Origin of the sequence: Streptomyces sp. BF23-19 (assembly GCF_041106355.1) — a bacterium.
Lineage (GTDB): Bacteria > Actinomycetota > Actinomycetes > Streptomycetales > Streptomycetaceae > Streptomyces > Streptomyces virginiae_A.
The window spans coordinates 1-18,975 of record NZ_JBGBPT010000055.1; the positions used below are offsets into that span (position 1 = coordinate 1).

Annotated in this window: 18 protein-coding genes; 10 read left to right on the top strand and 8 right to left on the bottom strand. The window is 72.6% G+C overall.

Features of this window, described 5'->3' with window-relative positions:
• Positions 1–142: 142 nt before the first annotated feature.
• Together AB8A24_RS27515 and AB8A24_RS27520 are read right to left on the bottom strand one after the other, a co-directional pair.
• Positions 143–1,780, bottom strand: a complete 1,638-nt coding sequence (locus AB8A24_RS27515; RefSeq protein ID WP_369477892.1) for a sigma-70 family RNA polymerase sigma factor — start codon at positions 1,778–1,780, stop codon at positions 143–145.
• 126 nt (positions 1,781–1,906) lie between these two features.
• On the bottom strand, positions 1,907–2,686 hold the full coding sequence (locus tag AB8A24_RS27520) for an IclR family transcriptional regulator (protein WP_369477921.1): 780 nt from the start codon (positions 2,684–2,686) through the stop codon (positions 1,907–1,909).
• A 110-nt stretch (positions 2,687–2,796) separates the two neighbouring features.
• Here AB8A24_RS27520 and AB8A24_RS27525 point away from each other — a divergent pair, with 110 nt between their 5' ends.
• Genes AB8A24_RS27525 through AB8A24_RS27535 form a run of 3 tightly spaced genes read left to right on the top strand, consistent with a single transcriptional unit; the run spans position 2,797 to position 4,799 of the window.
• Positions 2,797–3,450, top strand: coding sequence for a bifunctional 4-hydroxy-2-oxoglutarate aldolase/2-dehydro-3-deoxy-phosphogluconate aldolase (locus AB8A24_RS27525; protein WP_328960112.1), 654 nt, complete (start codon positions 2,797–2,799; stop codon positions 3,448–3,450).
• A 2-nt stretch (positions 3,451–3,452) separates the two neighbouring features.
• Positions 3,453–3,965, top strand: coding sequence for a PfkB family carbohydrate kinase (locus AB8A24_RS27530; protein ID WP_369477893.1), 513 nt, complete (start codon positions 3,453–3,455; stop codon positions 3,963–3,965).
• Between the two features lie 51 nt (positions 3,966–4,016).
• Positions 4,017–4,799, top strand: coding sequence for a hypothetical protein (locus AB8A24_RS27535; RefSeq protein ID WP_328960878.1), 783 nt, complete (start codon positions 4,017–4,019; stop codon positions 4,797–4,799).
• A gap of 30 nt (positions 4,800–4,829) precedes the next feature.
• Here the strand turns inward: AB8A24_RS27535 and AB8A24_RS27540 are convergent, their stop codons facing one another.
• The 3 genes from AB8A24_RS27540 to AB8A24_RS27550 all read right to left on the bottom strand — a co-directional run bounded on the left by AB8A24_RS27540 (position 4,830) and on the right by AB8A24_RS27550 (position 7,286).
• Positions 4,830–5,999, bottom strand: coding sequence for an MAB_1171c family putative transporter (locus AB8A24_RS27540; protein ID WP_369477894.1), 1,170 nt, complete (start codon positions 5,997–5,999; stop codon positions 4,830–4,832).
• The gene (locus tag AB8A24_RS27545; RefSeq protein ID WP_369477895.1) at positions 5,996–6,553 is read right to left on the bottom strand and encodes a toxin-antitoxin system, toxin component; all 558 of its coding nucleotides are present in this window, start codon (positions 6,551–6,553) and stop codon (positions 5,996–5,998) included. The genes AB8A24_RS27540 and AB8A24_RS27545 overlap by 4 nt, the downstream gene beginning before the upstream one ends.
• 64 nt (positions 6,554–6,617) lie before the next feature.
• Positions 6,618–7,286 carry a helix-turn-helix transcriptional regulator gene (locus AB8A24_RS27550; protein ID WP_030728783.1) on the bottom strand — a complete coding sequence of 223 codons (669 nt, stop codon included), beginning with the start codon at positions 7,284–7,286 and terminating at the stop codon, positions 6,618–6,620.
• 334 nt (positions 7,287–7,620) lie between these two features.
• Between AB8A24_RS27550 and AB8A24_RS27555 the strand changes: the two genes are divergently transcribed.
• The 4 genes from AB8A24_RS27555 (at position 7,621) to AB8A24_RS27570 (ending at position 12,886) form a co-directional block, all read left to right on the top strand.
• Positions 7,621–8,490, top strand: a complete 870-nt coding sequence (locus AB8A24_RS27555; RefSeq protein ID WP_369477896.1) for a helix-turn-helix domain-containing protein — start codon at positions 7,621–7,623, stop codon at positions 8,488–8,490.
• A 135-nt stretch (positions 8,491–8,625) separates the two neighbouring features.
• Entirely contained in the window at positions 8,626–9,993 is a 1,368-nt protein-coding gene (locus tag AB8A24_RS27560) for a 6-phospho-beta-glucosidase (protein ID WP_369477897.1), read from the top strand.
• Positions 9,994–10,065: 72 nt separating this feature from the next.
• On the top strand, positions 10,066–12,126 hold the full coding sequence (locus tag AB8A24_RS27565; RefSeq protein WP_369477898.1) for an MDR family MFS transporter: 2,061 nt from the start codon (positions 10,066–10,068) through the stop codon (positions 12,124–12,126).
• 97 nt (positions 12,127–12,223) lie between these two features.
• Positions 12,224–12,886: a GPP34 family phosphoprotein gene (locus AB8A24_RS27570; RefSeq protein WP_369477899.1), complete on the top strand. Its 663-nt coding sequence runs from the start codon at positions 12,224–12,226 to the stop codon at positions 12,884–12,886.
• A 41-nt stretch (positions 12,887–12,927) separates the two neighbouring features.
• On the opposite strand, the gene AB8A24_RS27575 is transcribed toward AB8A24_RS27570, so the two are convergent.
• Together AB8A24_RS27575 and AB8A24_RS27580 are read right to left on the bottom strand one after the other, a co-directional pair.
• Positions 12,928–13,419 carry an NUDIX domain-containing protein gene (locus AB8A24_RS27575; RefSeq protein ID WP_328960872.1) on the bottom strand — a complete coding sequence of 164 codons (492 nt, stop codon included), beginning with the start codon at positions 13,417–13,419 and terminating at the stop codon, positions 12,928–12,930.
• Positions 13,416–14,033, bottom strand: coding sequence for a helix-turn-helix transcriptional regulator (locus AB8A24_RS27580; RefSeq protein ID WP_328960871.1), 618 nt, complete (start codon positions 14,031–14,033; stop codon positions 13,416–13,418). Before AB8A24_RS27580 ends, AB8A24_RS27575 begins: the two co-directional genes overlap by 4 nt.
• A 66-nt stretch (positions 14,034–14,099) precedes the next feature.
• On the opposite strand from AB8A24_RS27580, the gene AB8A24_RS27585 reads away from it, so the two are divergent.
• Positions 14,100–15,077, top strand: coding sequence for an NAD(P)/FAD-dependent oxidoreductase (locus tag AB8A24_RS27585; protein ID WP_369477900.1), 978 nt, complete (start codon positions 14,100–14,102; stop codon positions 15,075–15,077).
• 149 nt (positions 15,078–15,226) lie between these two features.
• Entirely contained in the window at positions 15,227–16,627 is a 1,401-nt protein-coding gene (locus AB8A24_RS27590) for an NAD(P)-binding protein (RefSeq protein WP_369477901.1), read from the top strand.
• 70 nt (positions 16,628–16,697) lie between these two features.
• On the opposite strand, the gene AB8A24_RS27595 is transcribed toward AB8A24_RS27590, so the two are convergent.
• A complete protein-coding gene (locus AB8A24_RS27595; RefSeq protein WP_369477902.1) occupies positions 16,698–17,816 on the bottom strand; it encodes an ATP-dependent DNA ligase in 1,119 nt (372 codons plus the stop codon).
• 75 nt (positions 17,817–17,891) lie between these two features.
• On the opposite strand from AB8A24_RS27595, the gene ligD reads away from it, so the two are divergent.
• Positions 17,892–18,911, top strand: a complete 1,020-nt coding sequence (gene ligD, locus AB8A24_RS27600) for a non-homologous end-joining DNA ligase (protein WP_369477903.1) — start codon at positions 17,892–17,894, stop codon at positions 18,909–18,911.
• Positions 18,912–18,975: the final 64 nt, after the last annotated feature.

Sequence of the window (18,975 nt, forward strand, 5' to 3'; positions counted from 1 at the left end):
CGGGGCTGCCGTGTACTGGACGTACTCGGTTGCCCCGGCAGTGCGGCGAGGCACGGCACCGGGCGGCGCGGACCCGGCAAGATCCGTAAGAGACGGCCTAGTGCGATGACCGGAAAGCCTCACCGCACCGGGCGACCGCTTCCTACCGCGCGCCGAAGTTCTGGGTCCACCAGGGGCCGCCCGAACCCTGGTGGATGCCCACGCCGATGTCCTTGAAGGAGCAGTTGAGGATGTTCGCCTTGTGGCCCGGGCTCTTCATCCAGGAGTCCATGACCGACTGGGCCGTCTGCTGGCCCCGCGCGATGTTCTCCCCGTACGTCGACCAGCGGTAGCCGGCCGCGGTCGTCCGGTCGCCCGGGTCCGTGCCGTCGGGGCTGGTGTGCGAGAAGAAGTCCCGGGCCGCCATGTCGTCGGAGTGCCCCTGAGCGGCCGTGCGCAGCTGCGGGTCCTCCTTGAGGGGGCCGCAGCCGGCCGCCGCCCGCTCGTTGTTGACCAGGGCCACGACCTGGCCGGCGATCCCCGACGGCGGAGCAGGCGCCGGCTTGGCCGCCGAGGCGCGCGGACTCGGGGACTTGCTCTTGGACTGCGTCGGGCTCGGGCTCGCCGACGGGCTCGGCGAGGCGGATGCCGACGGGGAAGGCGAGGGGGAGGCGGAGGCGGAGGGCGAGGCCGACTCCGAGGGCAGAGCGGGGGATTCGGTCGCCGAGAGCGCGGCCAGCGGGGTCGCGGCCGCGGAGGCGCCGTCCTTCGTGTCGCCGGAACCGGGCAGGCCCCCGAGGTACACGAGCCCGCCGCCCGCGACACAGGCGGCGAGCACCGCACCGCCGACCACCCGGCGGCGGCTCTGCCGGCGCTTGCGCAGCGCTCCCCGGCCACCGCCGCCCACGTCGGCCACCGGGGTGAGCTGGGTCGCGGCATCGTCGAAGCCGCCACCGAAGCCCCCGTCGACACCCTCGGCGAAGGCGACGCTCGCGGGGGCGAAACCGGCCGCCCCGGCCGTCCGCATCCCCGCCAGCAGGGCCGCCGACACCGGGACCAGGGCCAGACCGGCCAGCAATCCCTCCGCCGGAACCAGTCCGCTCCACAGACCGGAGCAACGTGCGCATTCACGGGCGTGCCGGGCTATTCGCTTGCGCCACAGCGCCGAGGGCTCCCCGTCCCAGCCCCCCATCACGGTCCGCAGCTCCTCGCACGCCGGGTGGGTGTCCAGCGCCCGCTCCACCACACGGGCCGACTCCAGCTGCGCCTTCATCCGCTGCACCCGCACCGCCGTGTGCTGCGGGGACAGTTCCAGCGCGCCCGCCACCTCGGCCCGGGTCAGCTCCCCGGCGCACTCCAGCCACCACAAGGACAGCAGTGCCCGGTCCTCGGGCTCCAGCCAACGGGTGGCGCGGGCCGTCTCGCGCCGCTGGCCGGCGAGGTGCAGGCGGGCGACCGTCAGGTCGACGAAGTCGGCACCCGGGTCGGCGACATCGCTCGCTGCCTCGAGGGTGCTCTCGCCGAAACCGCTCTGCCGGGCCTGCCAGTGTGCCCGTACGCGGTTCATCGCGATGGCCACCAGCCAGGACCGGAAGCTCTCGTCCACACGCAGGCCGCCCAGCCCGTCGAGCGCCCGCAGCATCGTGTCCTGCACCACGTCGTCCACGTCGCAGGACCCGTTGAGAGCCCGCCCGACGATGTTGTAGACGAGCGGGAGATGGGCGCTGACGAGCTCGTCCTGCGCGCGGGGGTCACCCGCGCGGGCCGCTGCCACGAGCGCTGCGGTGTGCTGAGTAGTCATGTGATGTTCCCTGTCCGTACCGGCGGTCGATGATGCCCGATACATGGGAGACCGTCGACGGGGGCGTCGATAACAGTTATCCGGAAGAATTTTCCCGAAGAGTTCTCACTGCCCCTCCACCGGGGGTCACAGCAGTGGAGCCAGCGCCTCCGCAGCCGTGCGCAAGGCCGGTGCGTACGCCTCGATCTCCTCGCGGGACACCAGGAAGGTGACGGTGGTGACGCTGACCCCGCCGACCGGCCGGCCCGTCGGACCGAGGATCGCCGCGCCGATACAACGGATGGTGGGTTCGTTCTCCTCGTCGTCGACGGCGAAGCCCTGGGCGCGGACCGCCGCCAGTTGGGCGTGCAGGGCCCGCGCGGTCGTGTGGGTGTGCGGCGTCCGGCGCGGCAGCCCGGTCGCGTCGATCAGTTCCCGTACCTCCTCGGCGGGCAGCATGGCCAGGATGCTCTTCCCGATCGCGGTCGTGTGCAGCGGCATGCGCATGCCGACGCGGGAGGCCGTCCGGAAGGGCTGCTCCTCGCTCTCCAGCTTGCGGATGTAGGTGATGGTCCGCCCGCTGTGCAGGGCCAGATGGACCGTCTGGCCGGTGGCCCGCCGGAGTTCGCCGAGGATGCGCCCGACGCTGGCAGGTTCCCCGGCGTCGACCAGGGCGGACAGTCCACGCAGCCGCGGCCCCACCCCGTACCGGCTGTCGGCCTCCTGGTGTACGAAGCCCTGCTCGACCAGCGAGGCCAGGATGCGGAAGGCGCTCGACTTGGGCACCGCGGCCGCCGCCGTCACATCGGCGAGGCGGTGCGGGCCGCCGGGCGCGGCCACCGCCTCCAGGACGCGCAGGGACTTCTCCAGGGCGGAACCGGCCGCGGAGGTCCGCCCCGCGCGTCCGCCCGCCGCCGCTTCGTCCATTGACACGGGCGCTCCTCGCGTGGGTAGGGTCTCGACCACATGGTTCCGTTGCACGGTACGCCGTTCCGCTACGTGGAACAAGCGTGTGGAGCGAAGGGGAGGGTCCTCCGTTGCCCGATCACCTGTCCGGCCACCTGTACGCGGCGCTGGCCGCCCAGCGCGTGCTGCCCGTCCTGCGCGAGGCCGACGCCGACGAGGCGGTCCGCCGCACCACCGCCCTGCTCGCCGCCGGCTGCCGCGCGGTCGAGCTCACCACCTCCACCCCCGGCTGGGCCGGGGCCGTCTCCCGCACCGCCCCGCTGAGCGACGTCCACGGCCGCCCGGCGCTCATCGGCGTCGGCACGGTCACCACCACCGCGCAGGCGGAGACCGCCCTGGACGCGGGCGCCGTCTTCCTGATCTCCCCCTACCCGGCGCCCGAGGTCCGCGCCGTGGCCGTACGCCGCGAAGCCGTCTTCATCGAGGGCGGGTTCACCCCCGGCGAGATCGCCGCCGCCGTCCGGGCCGCCGGAGCCGCCAAGGTCTTCCCGGCGCACGTGGGTGGCCCCGGATTCGTCCGCTCGCTCAGGGCCGTCCTGCCCACCGCGGTGATCGTCCCGACCGGCGGCATCCGGCCCGCCGAGGTCCCCGACTGGCTCGCGGCCGGCGCCACGGCCGTCGGCATCGGCGGCGGACTACCGACCGATCCGGACGAACTGGCCGCCGTGTTCGCCGGAGCGGCCACGCCGTGCCGGGCGCACCGCGACGCCGCCGCGGGGCGCTGACCGTGCCCGGACGAACCGGCCCGCGCTACGACGTCCTCGTACTCGGCGAAGTCCTGGTCGAGATCCACGCGGACACCGCCCTGCGCGAGGCCGCCGACGGCACCCGGGCCCGTATCTCCTACTCCGGGGACGCCCTCAACGCGGCGGCCGCCGCGGCCGCGGCCGGCGCCCGTACCGCCCTGCTCGCCGTGGTCGGCGACGACGAACTCACCGTCCCGCTGCTCCGCCGGGCCGCCGAACTCGGCGTGGACGTCTCCCATGTCCGCCGCGCCCCGCACCCCAACGGCGCCTACCTGCTCTCCGCCGACACCGACGGCGACCGCGCGTTCGTCTACTGGCGCACCCGCAGCGCCGGTTCCACCCTCGCGCCCCACCACATCGCGTCCTGGCGCGCGCTGCTGACCCGTTGCGGAGCGCTCGTCACCAGCGGCGTCACCGGCGCCCTGTCACCGAGCAGCCGCGCCGCCGTACTGGCCGCCGCCGCCCTGCGCCCCCGTTCCAAGAGCCGCGGCTGACCGACGCCGCTGTTCCCCCTTCACCCATCGACCCACACCGGGAGAATCCACGTGTCCGAATGGCTGGTCCTGGCCATCGCCATGGCGCTCGTCTGCGCCGTCGTCCTCGCCATCACCGCGATCCGGCACCGCCGGGCCGCCGACGACGAGGACACCAGCGAAACCCCCGATGTCATCGAGTACATGACGATGATGGTGGGGGTGGTCTACGCGATCGTGCTGGGCCTGGCCATCGCGGGCGTCTGGGAGGCGCGCGGCGCCGCCGAGGACAGCGTGCGCCGTGAGGCCCAGGCCCTGTACGAGGTCACCCAGCGCGCCGACGTCTACCCGGCGGTCGTCCGCGACCGGATCCGGGGCGAGGTGGACGCGTACGTCTCCCACACCGTCGCCGTGGACTGGCCGCTGCTGACCTCCGGCGACGGCGCCTCGGCCGAGGGCGCCGCGCTGCTCGGCAAGCTGCGCACCGATGTCACGCACCAGAGTCCGGCCAACGAGCTCCAGGCGCAGGCCTACCAGCCGTTGCTGGACCACATCGCGGCGGCCGACGACGCGCGGCACTCGCGGACGCAGAGCTCCGAGTCCACCCTGCCGGGGGTGGTGTGGTTCGGGCTGCTGGTCGGCGGGCTGGTCACCATCGGGCTGATCTTCACCCTGCAGATCCGCCGCTCCGGGCGGGAGTTGCTGCTCGCCGGACTGTTCAGCGCACTGATCGTGTTCCTGCTCTTCATGGTGTGGAGCTTCGACGCGCCGTACGGGCGGGAGGGGATCGATTCGGCGGCGCCGTTCCAGGACCTGTTCCCGGTCAGCGCGACGGCGGCCGTGGCCGCCCGCTGAGCGGTGGCGACGGCCGGCGCGTCGTCGCCGCTACACGCCCACCTCGCGCCGGACCGCCTGCACCACCGGCGAGTGCCGCAGCGCGTGGGAGATCCGTAGCAGGTCGCGCGGACCGTCGGCGGTGTCGAGGACGGTCTCCTCGTCCTCGCCGATGATCCTTCCGTCGGGGTCGGCGGAGCGGGCCCGTACGGCGGCCGCGACCATGGCGGCCTCGGCGACGGCGCGGGCGGTCTCCTCGTCGGCCCCCTCGGCGACGGCGCTGTCGTAGGCGCCGTCGCGCAGCCCCTTGTCGAAGTACGGCCCGAGGTGCAGGAAGCCGTCGTGGATGTCCGACTCGCGCTGGATCACGCGCAGTTCCGCCGCGGACCACCAGGCCATCTGCACGGAGGGGGTGCCGCTGGGCGCGGAGATCTGCACCTCGTGCCACAGCGGGCCGAGCCGGCGGTACGTCGCCCAGATCTGCCAGTGGTCCGACAGTCGCTGGCAGACGAGCGGGACCACGAAGCCCATCGCGCTGATCAGGGCCCCGAGGGAGGCGAGCGGCGGAGCGGCGTAGGTGCTGAGGCCGTCGAGGTCGTGACCGGTCCAGCGGGCGACGACCGCGGTCATCTTGGTGGCGTCGTAGGCGAGGTTGAAGACGTAGCCGATGACGATGATCACCAGGCCGACCCGCAGCCAGCCGCGGACCTGGAGCGACCAGCGCCAGCACAGGACCACCATCACCACCGCGGCCACGAGGTGGGCCAGCAGGTAGAGGGCGATCATGTGGCCGATGTAGGGCGTGTTCGCGTAGTAGGTGTCGAAGTCGCGCAGTCGCTCCTGCGGGGCCTCACCGAGGGCGAAGAGCACGACCAGGGCGATGACCACCACGCTGTAGCCCTGGATCCAGCGGCGCGAGATGCCTTGGGTCCGTTCGGCCGGTCCGCCCCGCCAATTGACCATCAGGACCAGGCAGGAGGCGCTGAAGGCGGTGATCAGGCAGTAGACGAGGGGGGCCGAGACGTTGACGACCCCGCTCCAGCGGTTGACCGCCGCGATGGTGGGCGGGGCGGCGAAGGTGAACACCGCGCCGGCCAGGGTCAGCAGGGCGACGACCGACCGCAGGAGCGGGTCGCGCCAGTTGTGCCGCAGGGCCGGCAGCTTGAAGGCGAGTGAGACCGCCATCGCGGCCGCCGGTATGTAGTAGTCCTTGCCGTTCAACGCTCTTTCCTGTGCCCCCGGTAGCCCAGCGAAGCCTCGATCCGGCCCGCCAATTGATCGCGCTGGACCGGAGCGCGGCGGCTCGCCGATCCGGCCAGCCAGTTCCGACACCGACTACCCAGCAGTAAGCCGAAGGTTTCGGCCTCGGTCTCCTCCTGGACGTCGGCGCGGGTGCGCGCGGCGACGCGGCGCACGGTCTCGCCGATGTCGGCCTCGTCGGTCAGCAGCCGCGCGGCGACGGCGGCGCCGTCGACGTGGTGACTGCAGTGGCCGGCCTTCATGTGCCACAGCTCGTGGCCCAGGATCACCAGTTGGTGGTCCGGGGCGGTGCGTTCCTCGATGACCACGAGATCGCGGTCCGCCATGTCGAGCCACAGGCCGCTGGCCGTCCGCGGTGGGAACGAGGCCATCCGGAAGTCCACCCGGCGGCCGCGGTGTCTGCTCATGCCCTCGCAGAGGGCAGCGTAGAGGTCCACGGGTTCCACGGGGGCGGTCAGCCGGATACCGGCCACCAGCTCCCCGCACAACCGCCGCTGCTCTCTGCCTATGCTCACCGTTCTCCCCGTCGGCGCGGATCCGGATCAGGACTCAAGGATCAGACCCAGACTTTCGACTGGGTCAGGATTCGTTCGGTTTGACGCTTTCGAGGAGCATGTCCAGCCATTCGGTCACCTTGTCCCGGTGCTTGTCGCTGGGCAGTTGGGCGGCGCGCCAGGCGATGCCCCGTACACCGTGGTTCTGGAGGAGTCTTGCCAGTGGATCGCCCGCCGATGCGGCCGAGGCCGGTACGGTTTCCCGCGCCCGCCCCGCGAAGTCCTGGAGCAGCTGTTGCTCCGTCCGCTGGAGCGCGTCGGTGAGGGCGTCGGCGTCGTGCGCCGTGAGGAATCCGGCGTGCACTCCGAAGAACCGCTGGATGGCGTCGCAGTGTTCCATGGTGGGACGCCGGTCGCCGTTGATCAGTGCTCCGGCCTGCTGCCGCGACATGCCGGCGCCGTCCGCGATCTCCTGCTGGGTGTAGCGGCGGCCGTTCGGTTTGACACGGGTCCGCCGCAGCAGGTCGAGGCGCTGGAGGAAGCGGGTCTGCAGATCGGGTTCGCCGGCCGGCCTGCCGTCGAGCAGGGTCCTGACCACGTCCGTGGGTACGCCGGAGGCCTCGGAGAGCCGCCGCAGGTCGAAGACCTGGTTGCGATCGCGGCCCATCTTGCCCGCGAGTTCGGCGACACGCGTGATGGTGGCTGCCAGGGGTGCGTCGGCCACCGCGACGGGAGCCGGGAAGCCGTCTGTCACCAGTGGTTCTCCTAGATCGCGCGAAGTCGGTATGGACACATGGTCGGCTTCTGGAATCTAGCCGCTCTCGCCCGTAAGGGCTAGAACGTGCCACAGCTGTGGCGGGAATGAGCTGTCAAGAGGCTGGAATTGCCACAATAGTTGACACTCGAATGAAGTCGGTAGCAGGATCGCCACACGGAAATGAAGATCCAGACCGGAGGAGGGGGAGCTCTCAGTGCCACATCTCGCAGCGGTGGGCCCGTCCGATGGACTCGCCCGAGCCGTTGAAGAGCGCCTGACGGGCGAGGAACCCGCCCGCGGTGCCGTGCGGTCGGAGCGACGCAAGGAGATTTTGCGCCAGCGCCGCGAGGAGCTGGGCCTGAGTCAGGAAGACCTCGCCGCCCGACTGCGCATCAGCGTGCGCGCCTACGGGAACTGGGAAAGAGGTCTGGTCAAGGAGTGGACGGACCGCAAACTGCTCGCCCTGGCCGAGGCCTTGGAGATGAGCGAGCGGCAGTGCTTCTGGCTGTTCCGCGTCATGGTGGACCGCGATCCGCCGCCCACGTGGCGGGCCGCCGAGGAGAACCGGCTGCCCGACGACCCGGCGCAGCGTGACTACCTGTGCGACTACGCCGCCCTCATGGAGTCCGTGCCGTACCCGAGCTTCCTGGTGGACCACCGCTGGGACGTGGCCCTGACCAACTCGGCCTTCGACCAGCTCTTCCGGTCGGTGAGACCCCACCCGACGGCCCTGCCGGACGACAACTTCCTGCGCTTCGTGCTGTTCCACCCGGACGCGGCGGCCGTACTGGAGGACCACGAACCGGCCTGGTGCGTACCGCTGCTGGCCCAGTTCGCGACCGCGCTGGCCGGCGACCCCGAGGACGAGGGACTGCGCAGCATCCGCCAGGAGGTGGCCCGTGACCCGTTCATGGAGGCGGCCTACCGGTACGGCGTGCCGCACTGGCTGAGCACCCACGGGACCGACGCCGCCGAGCTCGACGGGGCGGTGCGCACCGTGCGTCACCCCGACCCGCGGTGGGGGCTGGTGCGCTGCCGGATGGTGGCCGAGACCAGTCGGATGCTGGGCGAGATGGGGCTGACCCGGATCACCCTGATCCTGTCGACGCCCACGGGCGCACCGAGCGGCCCCGTCCGCGGCGGCGGCTTCGCGCAGCAGCAGGGCGCCAGGCTGCGCGCCGTGCCGTCGCCGGTGGAGTGACCGACCGGGGCAGACTGGTGCCCGCGGACGTGTGCCGTGGCTTCCGTGCCGTCGATCGTGTCACCGATCGTGGCATCGGCCGTCACGGCGGCGGCGTCGGCGACGGGATCTGCACTGGCGAAAGGCGGTAGGGGCGTGCGGCTGACGATCCTCGGCGGGGGCGGCTTCCGGGTCCCGCTCGTCCACGGAGCACTGCTCGGCGACCGCGCCGAGGGCAGGGTGTCCCAGGTGACGCTGTACGACGAGGACCCGGCGCGGCTCACCGCCATGGCCCGGGTGCTCCGCGACCAGGCCGCGGCCGCGTCGGCGGCCGACCCGACGGTGGACGCGCCGACCGTGACGGTCACCGAGGACCTCGACGAGGCCCTGCGCGGGGCCGATTTCGTCTTCTCCGCGATCCGCGTCGGTGGCCTGGAAGGGCGCGCCGCGGACGAGCGGATCGCCCTGGCGGAGGGAGTCCTCGGCCAGGAGACGGTGGGCGCGGGCGGGATCGCGTACGGCCTGAGGACCGTGCCGGTGGCGCGCGAGATCGCCCGCAGGATCGCCCGCAACGCCCCCGAGGCATGGGTCATCAACTTCACCAACCCGGCCGGGCTGGTCACCGAGGCCATGGCCGAGGAGCTCGGCGAGCGGGTGATCGGCATCTGTGATTCCCCCGTGGGCCTCGGCCGGCGCATCGCCCGGCTGCTGGGCGCCCGCCCGCAGGAGGCCTGGATCGACTACGTCGGCCTCAACCACCTGGGCTGGGTGCGCGGGCTGCGCATCGGCGGCCGCGACGAGCTGCCCCGGCTGCTGGCCGACACCGAGGCCCTGGAGTCCTTCGAGGAGGGCCGGCTCTTCGGGGCCGAATGGCTGCGCTCGCTCGGCGCGATCCCCAACGAGTACCTGCACTACTACTACTTCAACCGTGACACCGTGCGGGCGTACCAGGAGGCCGAGCAGACCCGCGGGGCCTTCCTGCGCGACCAGCAGCGTGGCTTCTACGCCGAGGCCGGCCGGGCCGAGGCGCCGGTCGGGGCGGCGCTGGCCGCCTGGGACCGTACCCGGGCCGAGCGCGAAGCCACGTACATGGCCGAGAACCGCGAGGCGGCGGGTGCCCCGGAGCGCGAGGAGAGCGACCTCGAATCCGGTGGCTACGAGAAGGTCGCGCTCGCGCTGATGCGGGCCATCGCCCGGGACGAACGGGCCACACTGATCCTGAACGTCCGGAACGGCTCGACGCTGTCCGTCCTCGACGCCGAGGCCGTCATCGAGGTGCCCTGCCTGGTCGACGCGAACGGCGCCCACCCGATGGGCGTCGAGCAGCTGCCCCTGCACGCGGTGGGGCTGGTGACGGCGGTCAAGGCGGTCGAACGGGAGATCCTGGCGGCGGCCGCGAGCGGATCGCGGACCGACGCGGTCAAGGCCTTCGCGCTCCATCCGCTCATCGACTCGGTGGGCGTGGCCCGACGACTGCTCGACGGGTACGCGGCGGAGCACCCGGGCCTCGCCTACCTGCGCTGATCCCGGCGCGCGCGTCCCCCGTACGGCTCACCGCCGCATGCGCCTCGGCGGGCGCGCTGTGACAGTGCGAGGGTGACCACTGCGCCCGCCGAAGCCACGGCGCCCCCCGTGATCGACCGGCGGCGGCGCAACATCATCTTCGGCACGATCATGCTCGGTGTGCTGCTCGCGGCACTCGACCAGACGATCGTCGGGACCGCGCTGCCCACGATCGTGGGGGACCTGGGCGGCGGCGACCACATGTCGTGGGTGGTCACCTCGTACCTGCTCGCCGAGACCGTGGCGACGGTCCTGGTCGGCAAGTTCGGTGACCTCTTCGGCCGAAAACTGATCTTCCAGATCTCCGCCATCGTCTTCATCAGCGGCTCGTTCCTGTGCGGCCTGTCCGGCAACATGACCTTCCTGATCGTGTGGCGCGGCGTCCAGGGCATCGGGGCCGGTGGCCTGATGGTCACCGCGATGGCGCTGATCGCCGATGTGGTGCCCCTGCGCGAACGCGGCAAGTACCAGGGCATGATCGGCGCCGTCTTCGGGGTCGCCACGGTGATCGGACCGCTGCTCGGCGGATTCTTCACCGATCAGCTGACCTGGCGGTGGTGCTTCTACGTCAACGTCCCGATCGCGATCCTCGTCGTCGTCGCGGCCGCGAAGACCATCCCGGCGGTCCGCGCCTCGGGCCGGCCGGTCATCGACTACCTGGGCATCGCGCTGGTCACCGTCGGCGCCGGCGCGCTGATTCTGGCCACCAGTTGGGGCGGGAACGAGTACGCCTGGACCTCGCCGGTCATCATCGGCCTGTTCGCCGGCGGCGCGGTCGCGCTGGCGTTGTTCTGCCTGGCCGAGACGCGCGCCGCGGAACCGATGCTGCCGATGCGGCTCTTCCGCAACCCGGTCTTCTCCGTGTGCTCGATCCTGAGCTTCGTCGTCGGGTTCGCGATGCTCGGCGCGATGACATTCCTGCCGACCTACCTCCAGTACGTCGACGGGGACTCGGCCACGATCTCGGGCGTCCGGACCCTGCCCATGGTCATCGGCCTGCTGATCGCCTCCGTGTTCAGCGGCAACGTGGTGAGCAGGACCGGCCGGTACCGGATCTTCCCGATCGTCGGGAACGCGGTCATGGGCGTCGGCCTGTACCTGCTGTCGCTGATGGGTCCCGGGACCGGCACCCTGCTGGAATCGCTGTACATGTTCGTGCTCGGCACCGGCATCGGCCTGTCCATGCAGGTACTGACCATCGCCGTGCAGAACACCGTCGACTACGCCGACCTCGGCACCGCCACCTCGGGCGTCACCTTCTTCCGCACGCTCGGCAGCGCCTTCGGGACCGCGGTCTTCGGGACGATCTACGCGAACCACCTGGGGCCCGAACTGGAGGCGGCGTACGTGGAGGCGGCGCGCCTCACCGGGCAGGACCCGGAGCAGTTGGCCAAGGCGGCGTCCACCCCGGAAGGGGTGCACCAGCTCGCCCCGGAGGCCGCGGCCCCGGTGATCGAGGCGTACGCGCAGGCCCTGCAGACCGTGTTCGTCTACACCGTTCCGGTCGCCGTGTTCGGCTTCGTCGTGGCGCTCTTCCTCAAGCAGGTGCGGCTGCGCGACAGCGCCCGTGCCGGTTCCACGGACATGGGCGACGGCTTCGGCTCACCGGCCACGGCCTCGGGGGATTCGGCCAAGCTGCTGGAGCTGGCCGTCGGCAAACTCGTACGGAACATGGGCGCGGACACGGCACGGGGGATCGTCGAAGGCTCCGACACCCGGCTGGACATCGCGGGCGCCTGGGCGGTGATGCAGGTGGACCTGCTGACCCGGACCATCGGCCACGCCAGCCTCGGACTGATCGCGGGCCGCCGGTCCCTGCCGCCGGAGGTGCTGATCCCCGTCTACGAGCGGATGGCGGACGAGGGCTTCCTCAGCCGGGAGGGCAGCTTCTTCACCCTCACGGCGGCCGGGCAGCGGGAGGCGGACGTCATCTCGAAGGCGTGGGCCGAGTGGCTCAAGGACCAGTTGGAGAAGGACCGGGGGCGGCCGCGGAGCGCCGAACTGCGGGTCGCGGCGGACGCGATCGCCAAGCGGTTGCTCGCGGAGGACCTGGGGGAGGGCAACTTCGCGCCAAAGATGGTGGTGCGCCGGTAGACCCGGGCTCGGAACGGAACCCCTTGGCATCGTCCGTCGTCATCCCCTTCGAAGCGGTTCGGACAGCGGGACCGGCAGCCGGACGACGGGGGCGCTCGTGAGAATCACACTGGCCGAGGAGATCATGCTGCTGTCCCTGGACGACGAGTCCGGGGCGGCGCGGCAGCGCCAGTCGGCGGGTTGGGCCGTGGCGGGCGCGCTGCTGCTCGAACTCGTCCTGGCGGAGCGGGTGTCGGTGTCGGGCAAGTACCTGGAGCTCAGCAGCACCGAGTCCACGGGGGAGGAACTGCTCGACGGTCGGATCCGGTTGCTGGAGACCTGGCTACGGGGGCGCGGCAAGCGTCGGGTGACTGACTGGCTGACGAAGGACCAGCCCAAGGCGGTCGGCGCCACCCTGGAGAGGCTGGGTGAGCGCGGGCTGGTGGTGGCCCAGGTGCACAAGGTGTTCGGGGTGTTCCCGCAGCGCCGCTACCCGGAGGCGGACGGCACCGTCGAGAGGGCCCTGCGCCAGCGGCTCCGCGAGGTCGTCCTCGAGGGCGCCGAGCCGGACGAGCGCACGGCCGGACTCATCGCCCTGATCCACTCGGCCAAGCTGCACCGGCTCGCCTTCCCCGACCGGCAGCCCGACGAGGTGACCGCCCGGATGGCGGAGATCGCCGCCGGCCGGTGGGCGGCCGAGAGCGTCCGGGCCGCCATCCGCGACATGCAGGCCGCGATGGTGACGGTGACCGTCGTGACGGTCCTGACGGCCACCTCCTGACGGCCACCTCCGGAGGGCCGCCTCCGGCGTGTTCCTGCCGCTCAGGCGCTGGGTGCCGGGCCCGCGACCGGGTAGTCGTACGAGGGGACGGGCGGCAGCGTGGTGAGGTCCGGGCGCCAGGCGCGCAGCACGGCCGCCGACGGGGGGTAGAGGGCCGAGGGGATCTCGGCGGGGCCGAACCACTGCCAGCGGGCGATCTTGTGCGGCTCGGTGACGGCCGGGACGCCCTCCGCCGAGGTGGTGACGGCGGCCGCCGTCAGCCGGGTCAGTCCAGCCTGCGCGTCGATCTGCACGGACAGGATCCGGATCGCTTCGGGGGCCGCCCGCAGGTCCGTCTCCTCGGCGAGTTCCCGGGCGGCGGCTCGCTCGAAGCCCTCCCCGGGGTCGACCTTGCCGCCGGGCAGCTCCCAGCGGCCGTCGTGCGCCTGGCCGAGCAGCACCCGGCCGTCCGCCGCCAGGACGACCAGTCCGACGCCGACGACGGCATGGGGCCGCGGCACGGCACGCTCGGGGTGTTCGCCGGTGGTGGTCATGGGCGTCCTTCCGATGGAGGGGTGGGCCGGGCCCGGACATGGATCCGCTCGCCCTGGGGGCCGAAGAGGCTGAGGAATTCCGCGGGCTGCGGACCCGCGTTGAAGAACGCGTGCGGGGTGCGCGTGTCGAACTCGGCGGCCTCGCCCGGACCGAGGACGAGGTCGTGCCCGCCGAGCAGCAGCCGGATGCGTCCGGCGAGGACGTACAGCCACTCGTAGCCCTCGTGTACCTGCAGTTCGGGCTGGGGCGGCGGACCTTCGAGGGGCGGGAGGATCTGCTTGAAGGCGTGCACCCCGCTGAACTTCCGGGTCAGTGGCACATAGGTGCTGCCGTGCCGGACGAAAGGGCGCGGGCGGATCCGGGGGTCCCCGGTCTCCGGGGCGCCGACCAGCTCGTCGAGCGCCACCCGGTGCGCCCTGGCCAGCGGGAGCAGCAGCTCCAGCGTCGGCCTGCGCTGTCCGGACTCCAGCCGGGAGAGGGTCGAGAGCGAGATGCCGGTGGCCTCGCTGAGCTGGGCCAACGTGGTGCCGCGCTGTCGGCGCAGGGCGCGCAGCCGCGGACCCACGGCGGTGAGCACGTCGGCGAGGTCCTCGTCCTGTTCCTCGGTGGCCATGGATCCATTTGCCACTTCGGCAAGAACATTTGTCAAGCGGGCCGCCGTGGGCGGACCCTCGAAGGCATGGACGACGCAAGCGACAACTCCTTCGACGTGGTGGTCGTGGGCGGTGGGGCCGCCGGGCTGGCCGGGGCACTGACCCTGGTGCGGGCCCGCCGTTCGGTACTGGTCATCGATGCCGGCAGCCCGCGCAACGCCCCGGCCGCGCACATGCACGGATACCTCGGGCAGGACGGGCGGAGCCCCGCCGCGCTGTTGGCCGAGGGGCGCGCGGAGGTGGCCGGGTACGGCGGGGAGATCCGGCCGGGCACGGCCGTGGCCGCGGACCGGCTGCCCGACGGGAGCTTCCTGGTGCGCTGCGGGGACGGCACGACCGTTCGGGCACGCCGGCTGCTGGTCGCCACCGGCCTGGTGGACGAGCTGCCCGCCGTGCCGGGCCTCGGGGCGCGCTGGGGGCGGGACGTGCTGCACTGCCCGTACTGCCACGGCTGGGAGGTCCGGGACCGGCCGATCGCGGTACTGGCCGACGGGCCCCTCGCCGTGCACCAGGCCCAGCTCTGGCGGCAGTGGAGCGAGCGGATCACCCTGTTGGCGCACACCTGGCGGATCACCGGCGAGGACCGGGAACTGCTCGCCGCCCTCGGGGTCCGGGTCGTCGAGGGCGAGGTGACCGGCCTCGCGGTCCAGGAGGACCGGCTGACCGGCGTGACCCTGGCGGGCGGCGCCGTGGAGGAGTGCGAGGCCCTGGTGGTCGCCCCGCGGTTCACCGCCCGCTCGGGCGTCCTCGGCAGCCTCGGCCTGCCGACCGTCGTCATGGAGCGGGCCGGCGAGGCGATCGGCACCTGCGTCGAGTCCGATCCGGACACCGGGGCCACCGCCCTGCACGGGGTCTGGGTCGCGGGCAACGCGACCTCCCCGCTGGAGAAGGTGCCGGGCGCGGCAGCCCAAGGGGTGCGGGCGGCGGTGGCCGTCAACACCGACCTGATCGAGGCGGAGACCCGGCGGGCCCTGGAGGCCCACCGCGCGGGCGCTGGCGTGTGAGCGGGGGGCGAGCGGGGGGTGAGTGGGGGCGGGAGAGGTGACCGCGCGAGCGGTTCTCGGACATCTGTGCGGGTTTCGGTCGCCTCCCGTTCGCGCAGGCTCTGGGCGGTGTGATCGTCGTACGGTCCAACGGCTCGGGGGGACGCTCCATGGCACATGTGCTGGTCATCGGCGGAGGTGTCGCGGGGGCCGCCACCGCCCTGCTCGCGGCGCGGCACGGACACACGGCGGAGGTCTTCGAGCGCGATACGCGGGCCCCGGGCACGGCGCTCGACCGTGACTTCTTCGGCTGGCGGCGGCCGACCGTACCGCAGGCCGCCCAGCCGCACGTGCTGCTCGGAGCCGCCCGCAACGTCCTGCGCGGCGATCTGCCCGACGTCCACGAGGAGATGCTCCGGCTCGGCGCCCGCGAACGGCACGAGCTCGACTGGTTCGACGTACGTCCGCCCGCGCGGCCGGGCGACGACGACCTCGTGATGCTCCAGGCCCGGCGCATCGTGCTGGAGAGTGCCCTGGCCACGGCGCTGCGCGCGGAACCGGGGGTCGTCGTCCGGTACGGGGAACCGGTCAACGGGCTGATCACGGCCCCGGGCTCGTCCGAGGGCGCCGTGATCCAGGTGACGGGAGTGACCACCGAGACCGGGAGTTACCCGGGGGACCTCGTTGTGGACGCCGGCGGGCGGCGCGGCGGCACCGAACGCAGGCTGGCCGAGGCCGGCTGCCGACCACCCCTCGTGGAACGGCACCGCACCGGGCTCGCGTACTTCTGCCGCTGGTACCGGCTGCCCGAAGGCATGGACGAGGGGCCGCGCCGGCCGTGGGCGGTGACCGGCGGGCCCTTCGCCGGGTGCGCCGTCTTCCCGGCCGACAACCGGGTGTTCGCCGTGACCCTGTTCGTGCACACCGCGGACACCACGCGCTCGGCCCTGCGCGACCCTGCCGTCTTCGAGGCGGCGGCACGCGCCTTCCCGCCCGGCGCGGCCTGGCTGGGACTAAGCGCCGAGCCGCTGTCGGGCGTCCTGGCCACGGCGAGCCTGGACAACCGGTGGAGCGCGCTGGTCGACGAGGCGGGGCCGGTCGTGACCGGGCTGGTGCCGGTCGGGGACTCGATCACGCACACCAACCCGACCCTCGGACAGGGCACCTCGCTCGCGCTGTGGGCCGCGCGCAGGGTGGCCCGTACGGCGCACCGGGACCCGGGATCGACGCGGTACGCCGCCGATCACCACGCCTGGGCGGAGCGCACCCTGAAGCCGTGGTTCGACTTCCAGGTCGTCGCGGACGCGGCGATCGGCGAGCGCTTCGCGACCCGGGCGATGCGCGGTGGGACGGCGCGCGAGGTGTCCGCGCTGTTCGACTGCGCGCTGGAGGATCCGGTGGTGATGCGGGCGCGGGCGAGGGTCCGGCACCTGGCGGAGCCGCCGGAGCGGGCGTACGCGGATCCGGAGATCCGCGCCCGGGTGACGCGCTGGCTGGCGGATCGGCCGCACTACGCGCCGAACGTTGCGGGGCCGGACCGGGAGGAGTGGGAGAAGCTGACGGCGGGCTGAGGCGAGGCGGCGGCGGCGTCGGCGTCGTGGCGGGGGCGGGGGCGGGGGTCGCTCGGTCGGCGGCGGCCGCTCAGCCGGATGCGGTGTCGGCGGCCGGGCCGGTGGTGGGGCCTGTGGTGGGGCCGGTGGTGGGGCCGAGCACCTCGGCGAGGTCGTAGCCGACGACCTCCTCCAACTGGGCGTAGGTGCAACTCTCGGGCGTCCGGTCGTCCCGCCAGCGGTGGAACTGGGCGGTGTGACGGAAGCGGTCGCCCTCCATGTGGTCGTACTTCACCTCCACGACCCGCTCGGGTCGCAGCGGCACCCAGGACAGGTCCTTCTTGCCGGTCCAGCGGCTCTGCGCGCCGGGCAGCCGGGCGCTCTCGTGGGCGGACTCCTCGGCCCAGGCGGCCCACGGGTGGCCGGTCGGGTCGGGCATCCGCAGGGGTTCGAGTTCCTCCACCAACTCGGCGCGGCGCTTCATGGGGAAGGCGGCGCACACGCCCACGTGCTGGAGGGCGCCGTGGGCGTCGTACAGGCCGAGCAGCAGCGATCCGACAATCGGACCGCTCTTGTGGAAACGGAAACCTGCGACGACGACGTCGGCCGTACGTTGGTGTTTGACCTTGAACATGAGGCGGGCATCGGGCCGGTAGCGGAGATCGAGCGGTTTGGCGATCACCCCGTCGAGCCCGGCGCCCTCGAACCGCTCGAACCACTCCTGCGCGAGCGCGGGATCGGTGGTCGCGGGCGCGAGATGAACGGGGGGCCGAGCGGTGGAGAGGGAACGGACGAGGGCGACACGGCGGTCGGCGAGCGGGCTGTCGAGCAGCGAGTCGTCGCCGAGGGCGAGCAGGTCGAAGGCGACGAAGCTGGCGGGCGTGGTCTCGGCCAGCAGGGCGACGCGGGACTGCGCGGGATGGATCCGCTCGGTCAGCCGGTCGAAATCGAGGCGCCCGCCATGAACGATGACGATCTCGCCGTCCATGACGCAACGGCTCGGCAGGTTGTCCTTCAGAGCTTCCACCAGCTCGGGAAAATACCGGGTGAGGGACTTGCCGGTGCGGCTGCCGAGCTCGATCTCATCGCCGTCGCGATGCACGATGGCCCGGAAGCCGTCCCACTTGGCCTCGTACTGCATACCGGGCGGGATCTTCGCCACGGACTTGGCGAGCATCGGTTTCACGGGCGGCATCACTGGCAGATCCATGCCTCCGATTCTGCGGTGGTACGTCCAGACCCGCCCGGTATGCGCGCATGACCGGGCCCGCCTACCGTGGCGCACATGGGTGCTGCCGGTAATGCGATCGAGCTGGACGCGGGCGGGCGGACGGTACGGCTGTCCAGCCCGGACAAGGTGTACTTCCCGGAGCGCGGCCTCACCAAGAGGGATGTGGCCGAGTACTACCTGGCGGTGGCACCCGGCATCACACGCGCCCTGCGCAACCGGCCGACGACCCTGGAGCGCTTCCCGGACGGGGTGGAGGGCGAGTCCTTCTTCCAGAAGCGGGCGCCGAAGAACCTTCCCGACTGGATCCCCACTGCCCACATCGCGTTCCCGAGCGGCCGCTCGGCCGACGAGATCTGCCCGACCGAACCGGCCGCCGTCCTGTGGGCGGCCAACCTGGGGTGCCTCACCTTCCACCCGTGGCCGGTGCGGCGCGAGGACACCGACCGCCCCGACGAGCTCCGGATCGACCTGGATCCGCAGCCGGGCACCGACTACCACCACGCGGTGGCGGCCGCCCATGAACTGCGCGCCCTGCTGGAGGAGCTCGGTCTGCGGGGCTGGCCCAAGACCTCGGGCGGTCGCGGGCTGCACGTCTTCGTGCCGATCGAGCCGCGCTGGACCTTCACCGAGGTCCGCCGGTGCGCCATCGCCCTCGGCCGGGAACTGGAGCGCCGAATGCCGGGCAAGGTCACGACGGCCTGGTGGAAGGAGGAGCGCGGCGAGCGGATCTTCGTCGACTACAACCAGACGGCACGCGACCGCACGATCGCCTCGGCCTACTCCGTCCGCCCCCGCCCGCACGCCCCGGTATCCGCGCCGCTGCGCTGGGACGAGGTGGACGACGCGGAACCCCGCGACTTCGACATCGTGACGATGCCGGCCCGCTTTGCCGAACTGGGCGATCTGCACGCCGACATGGACGAGCACGCCTTCTCCCTGGACGCGGTACTGGAACTCGCGGCCCGCGACGAACACGAGCACGGTCTGGGGGACATGCCCTACCCCCCGGACTACCCGAAGATGCCGGGCGAGCCCAAGCGCGTCCAGCCCAGCCGGGCGAAGCACGAGGACTGACGGGCGGCGGGCGCCACGCGGCGGCATCCTGCTCCGAAACACGTGCGCGCGGCCGGGTTCCAGC

Coding starts and splice junctions, on each gene's coding strand:
- AB8A24_RS27580 (WP_328960871.1), bottom strand. CDS start 14,033: ATGGCCACCGAGGAACAGGACGAGGACCTCGCCGACGTGCTCACCGCC.
- ligD (WP_369477903.1), top strand. CDS start 17,892: ATGGGTGCTGCCGGTAATGCGATCGAGCTGGACGCGGGCGGGCGGACG.
- AB8A24_RS27595 (WP_369477902.1), bottom strand. CDS start 17,816: ATGGATCTGCCAGTGATGCCGCCCGTGAAACCGATGCTCGCCAAGTCC.
- AB8A24_RS27585 (WP_369477900.1), top strand. CDS start 14,100: ATGGACGACGCAAGCGACAACTCCTTCGACGTGGTGGTCGTGGGCGGT.
- AB8A24_RS27575 (WP_328960872.1), bottom strand. CDS start 13,419: ATGACCACCACCGGCGAACACCCCGAGCGTGCCGTGCCGCGGCCCCAT.
- AB8A24_RS27590 (WP_369477901.1), top strand. CDS start 15,227: ATGGCACATGTGCTGGTCATCGGCGGAGGTGTCGCGGGGGCCGCCACC.
- AB8A24_RS27515 (WP_369477892.1), bottom strand. CDS start 1,780: ATGACTACTCAGCACACCGCAGCGCTCGTGGCAGCGGCCCGCGCGGGT.
- AB8A24_RS27520 (WP_369477921.1), bottom strand. CDS start 2,686: ATGGACGAAGCGGCGGCGGGCGGACGCGCGGGGCGGACCTCCGCGGCC.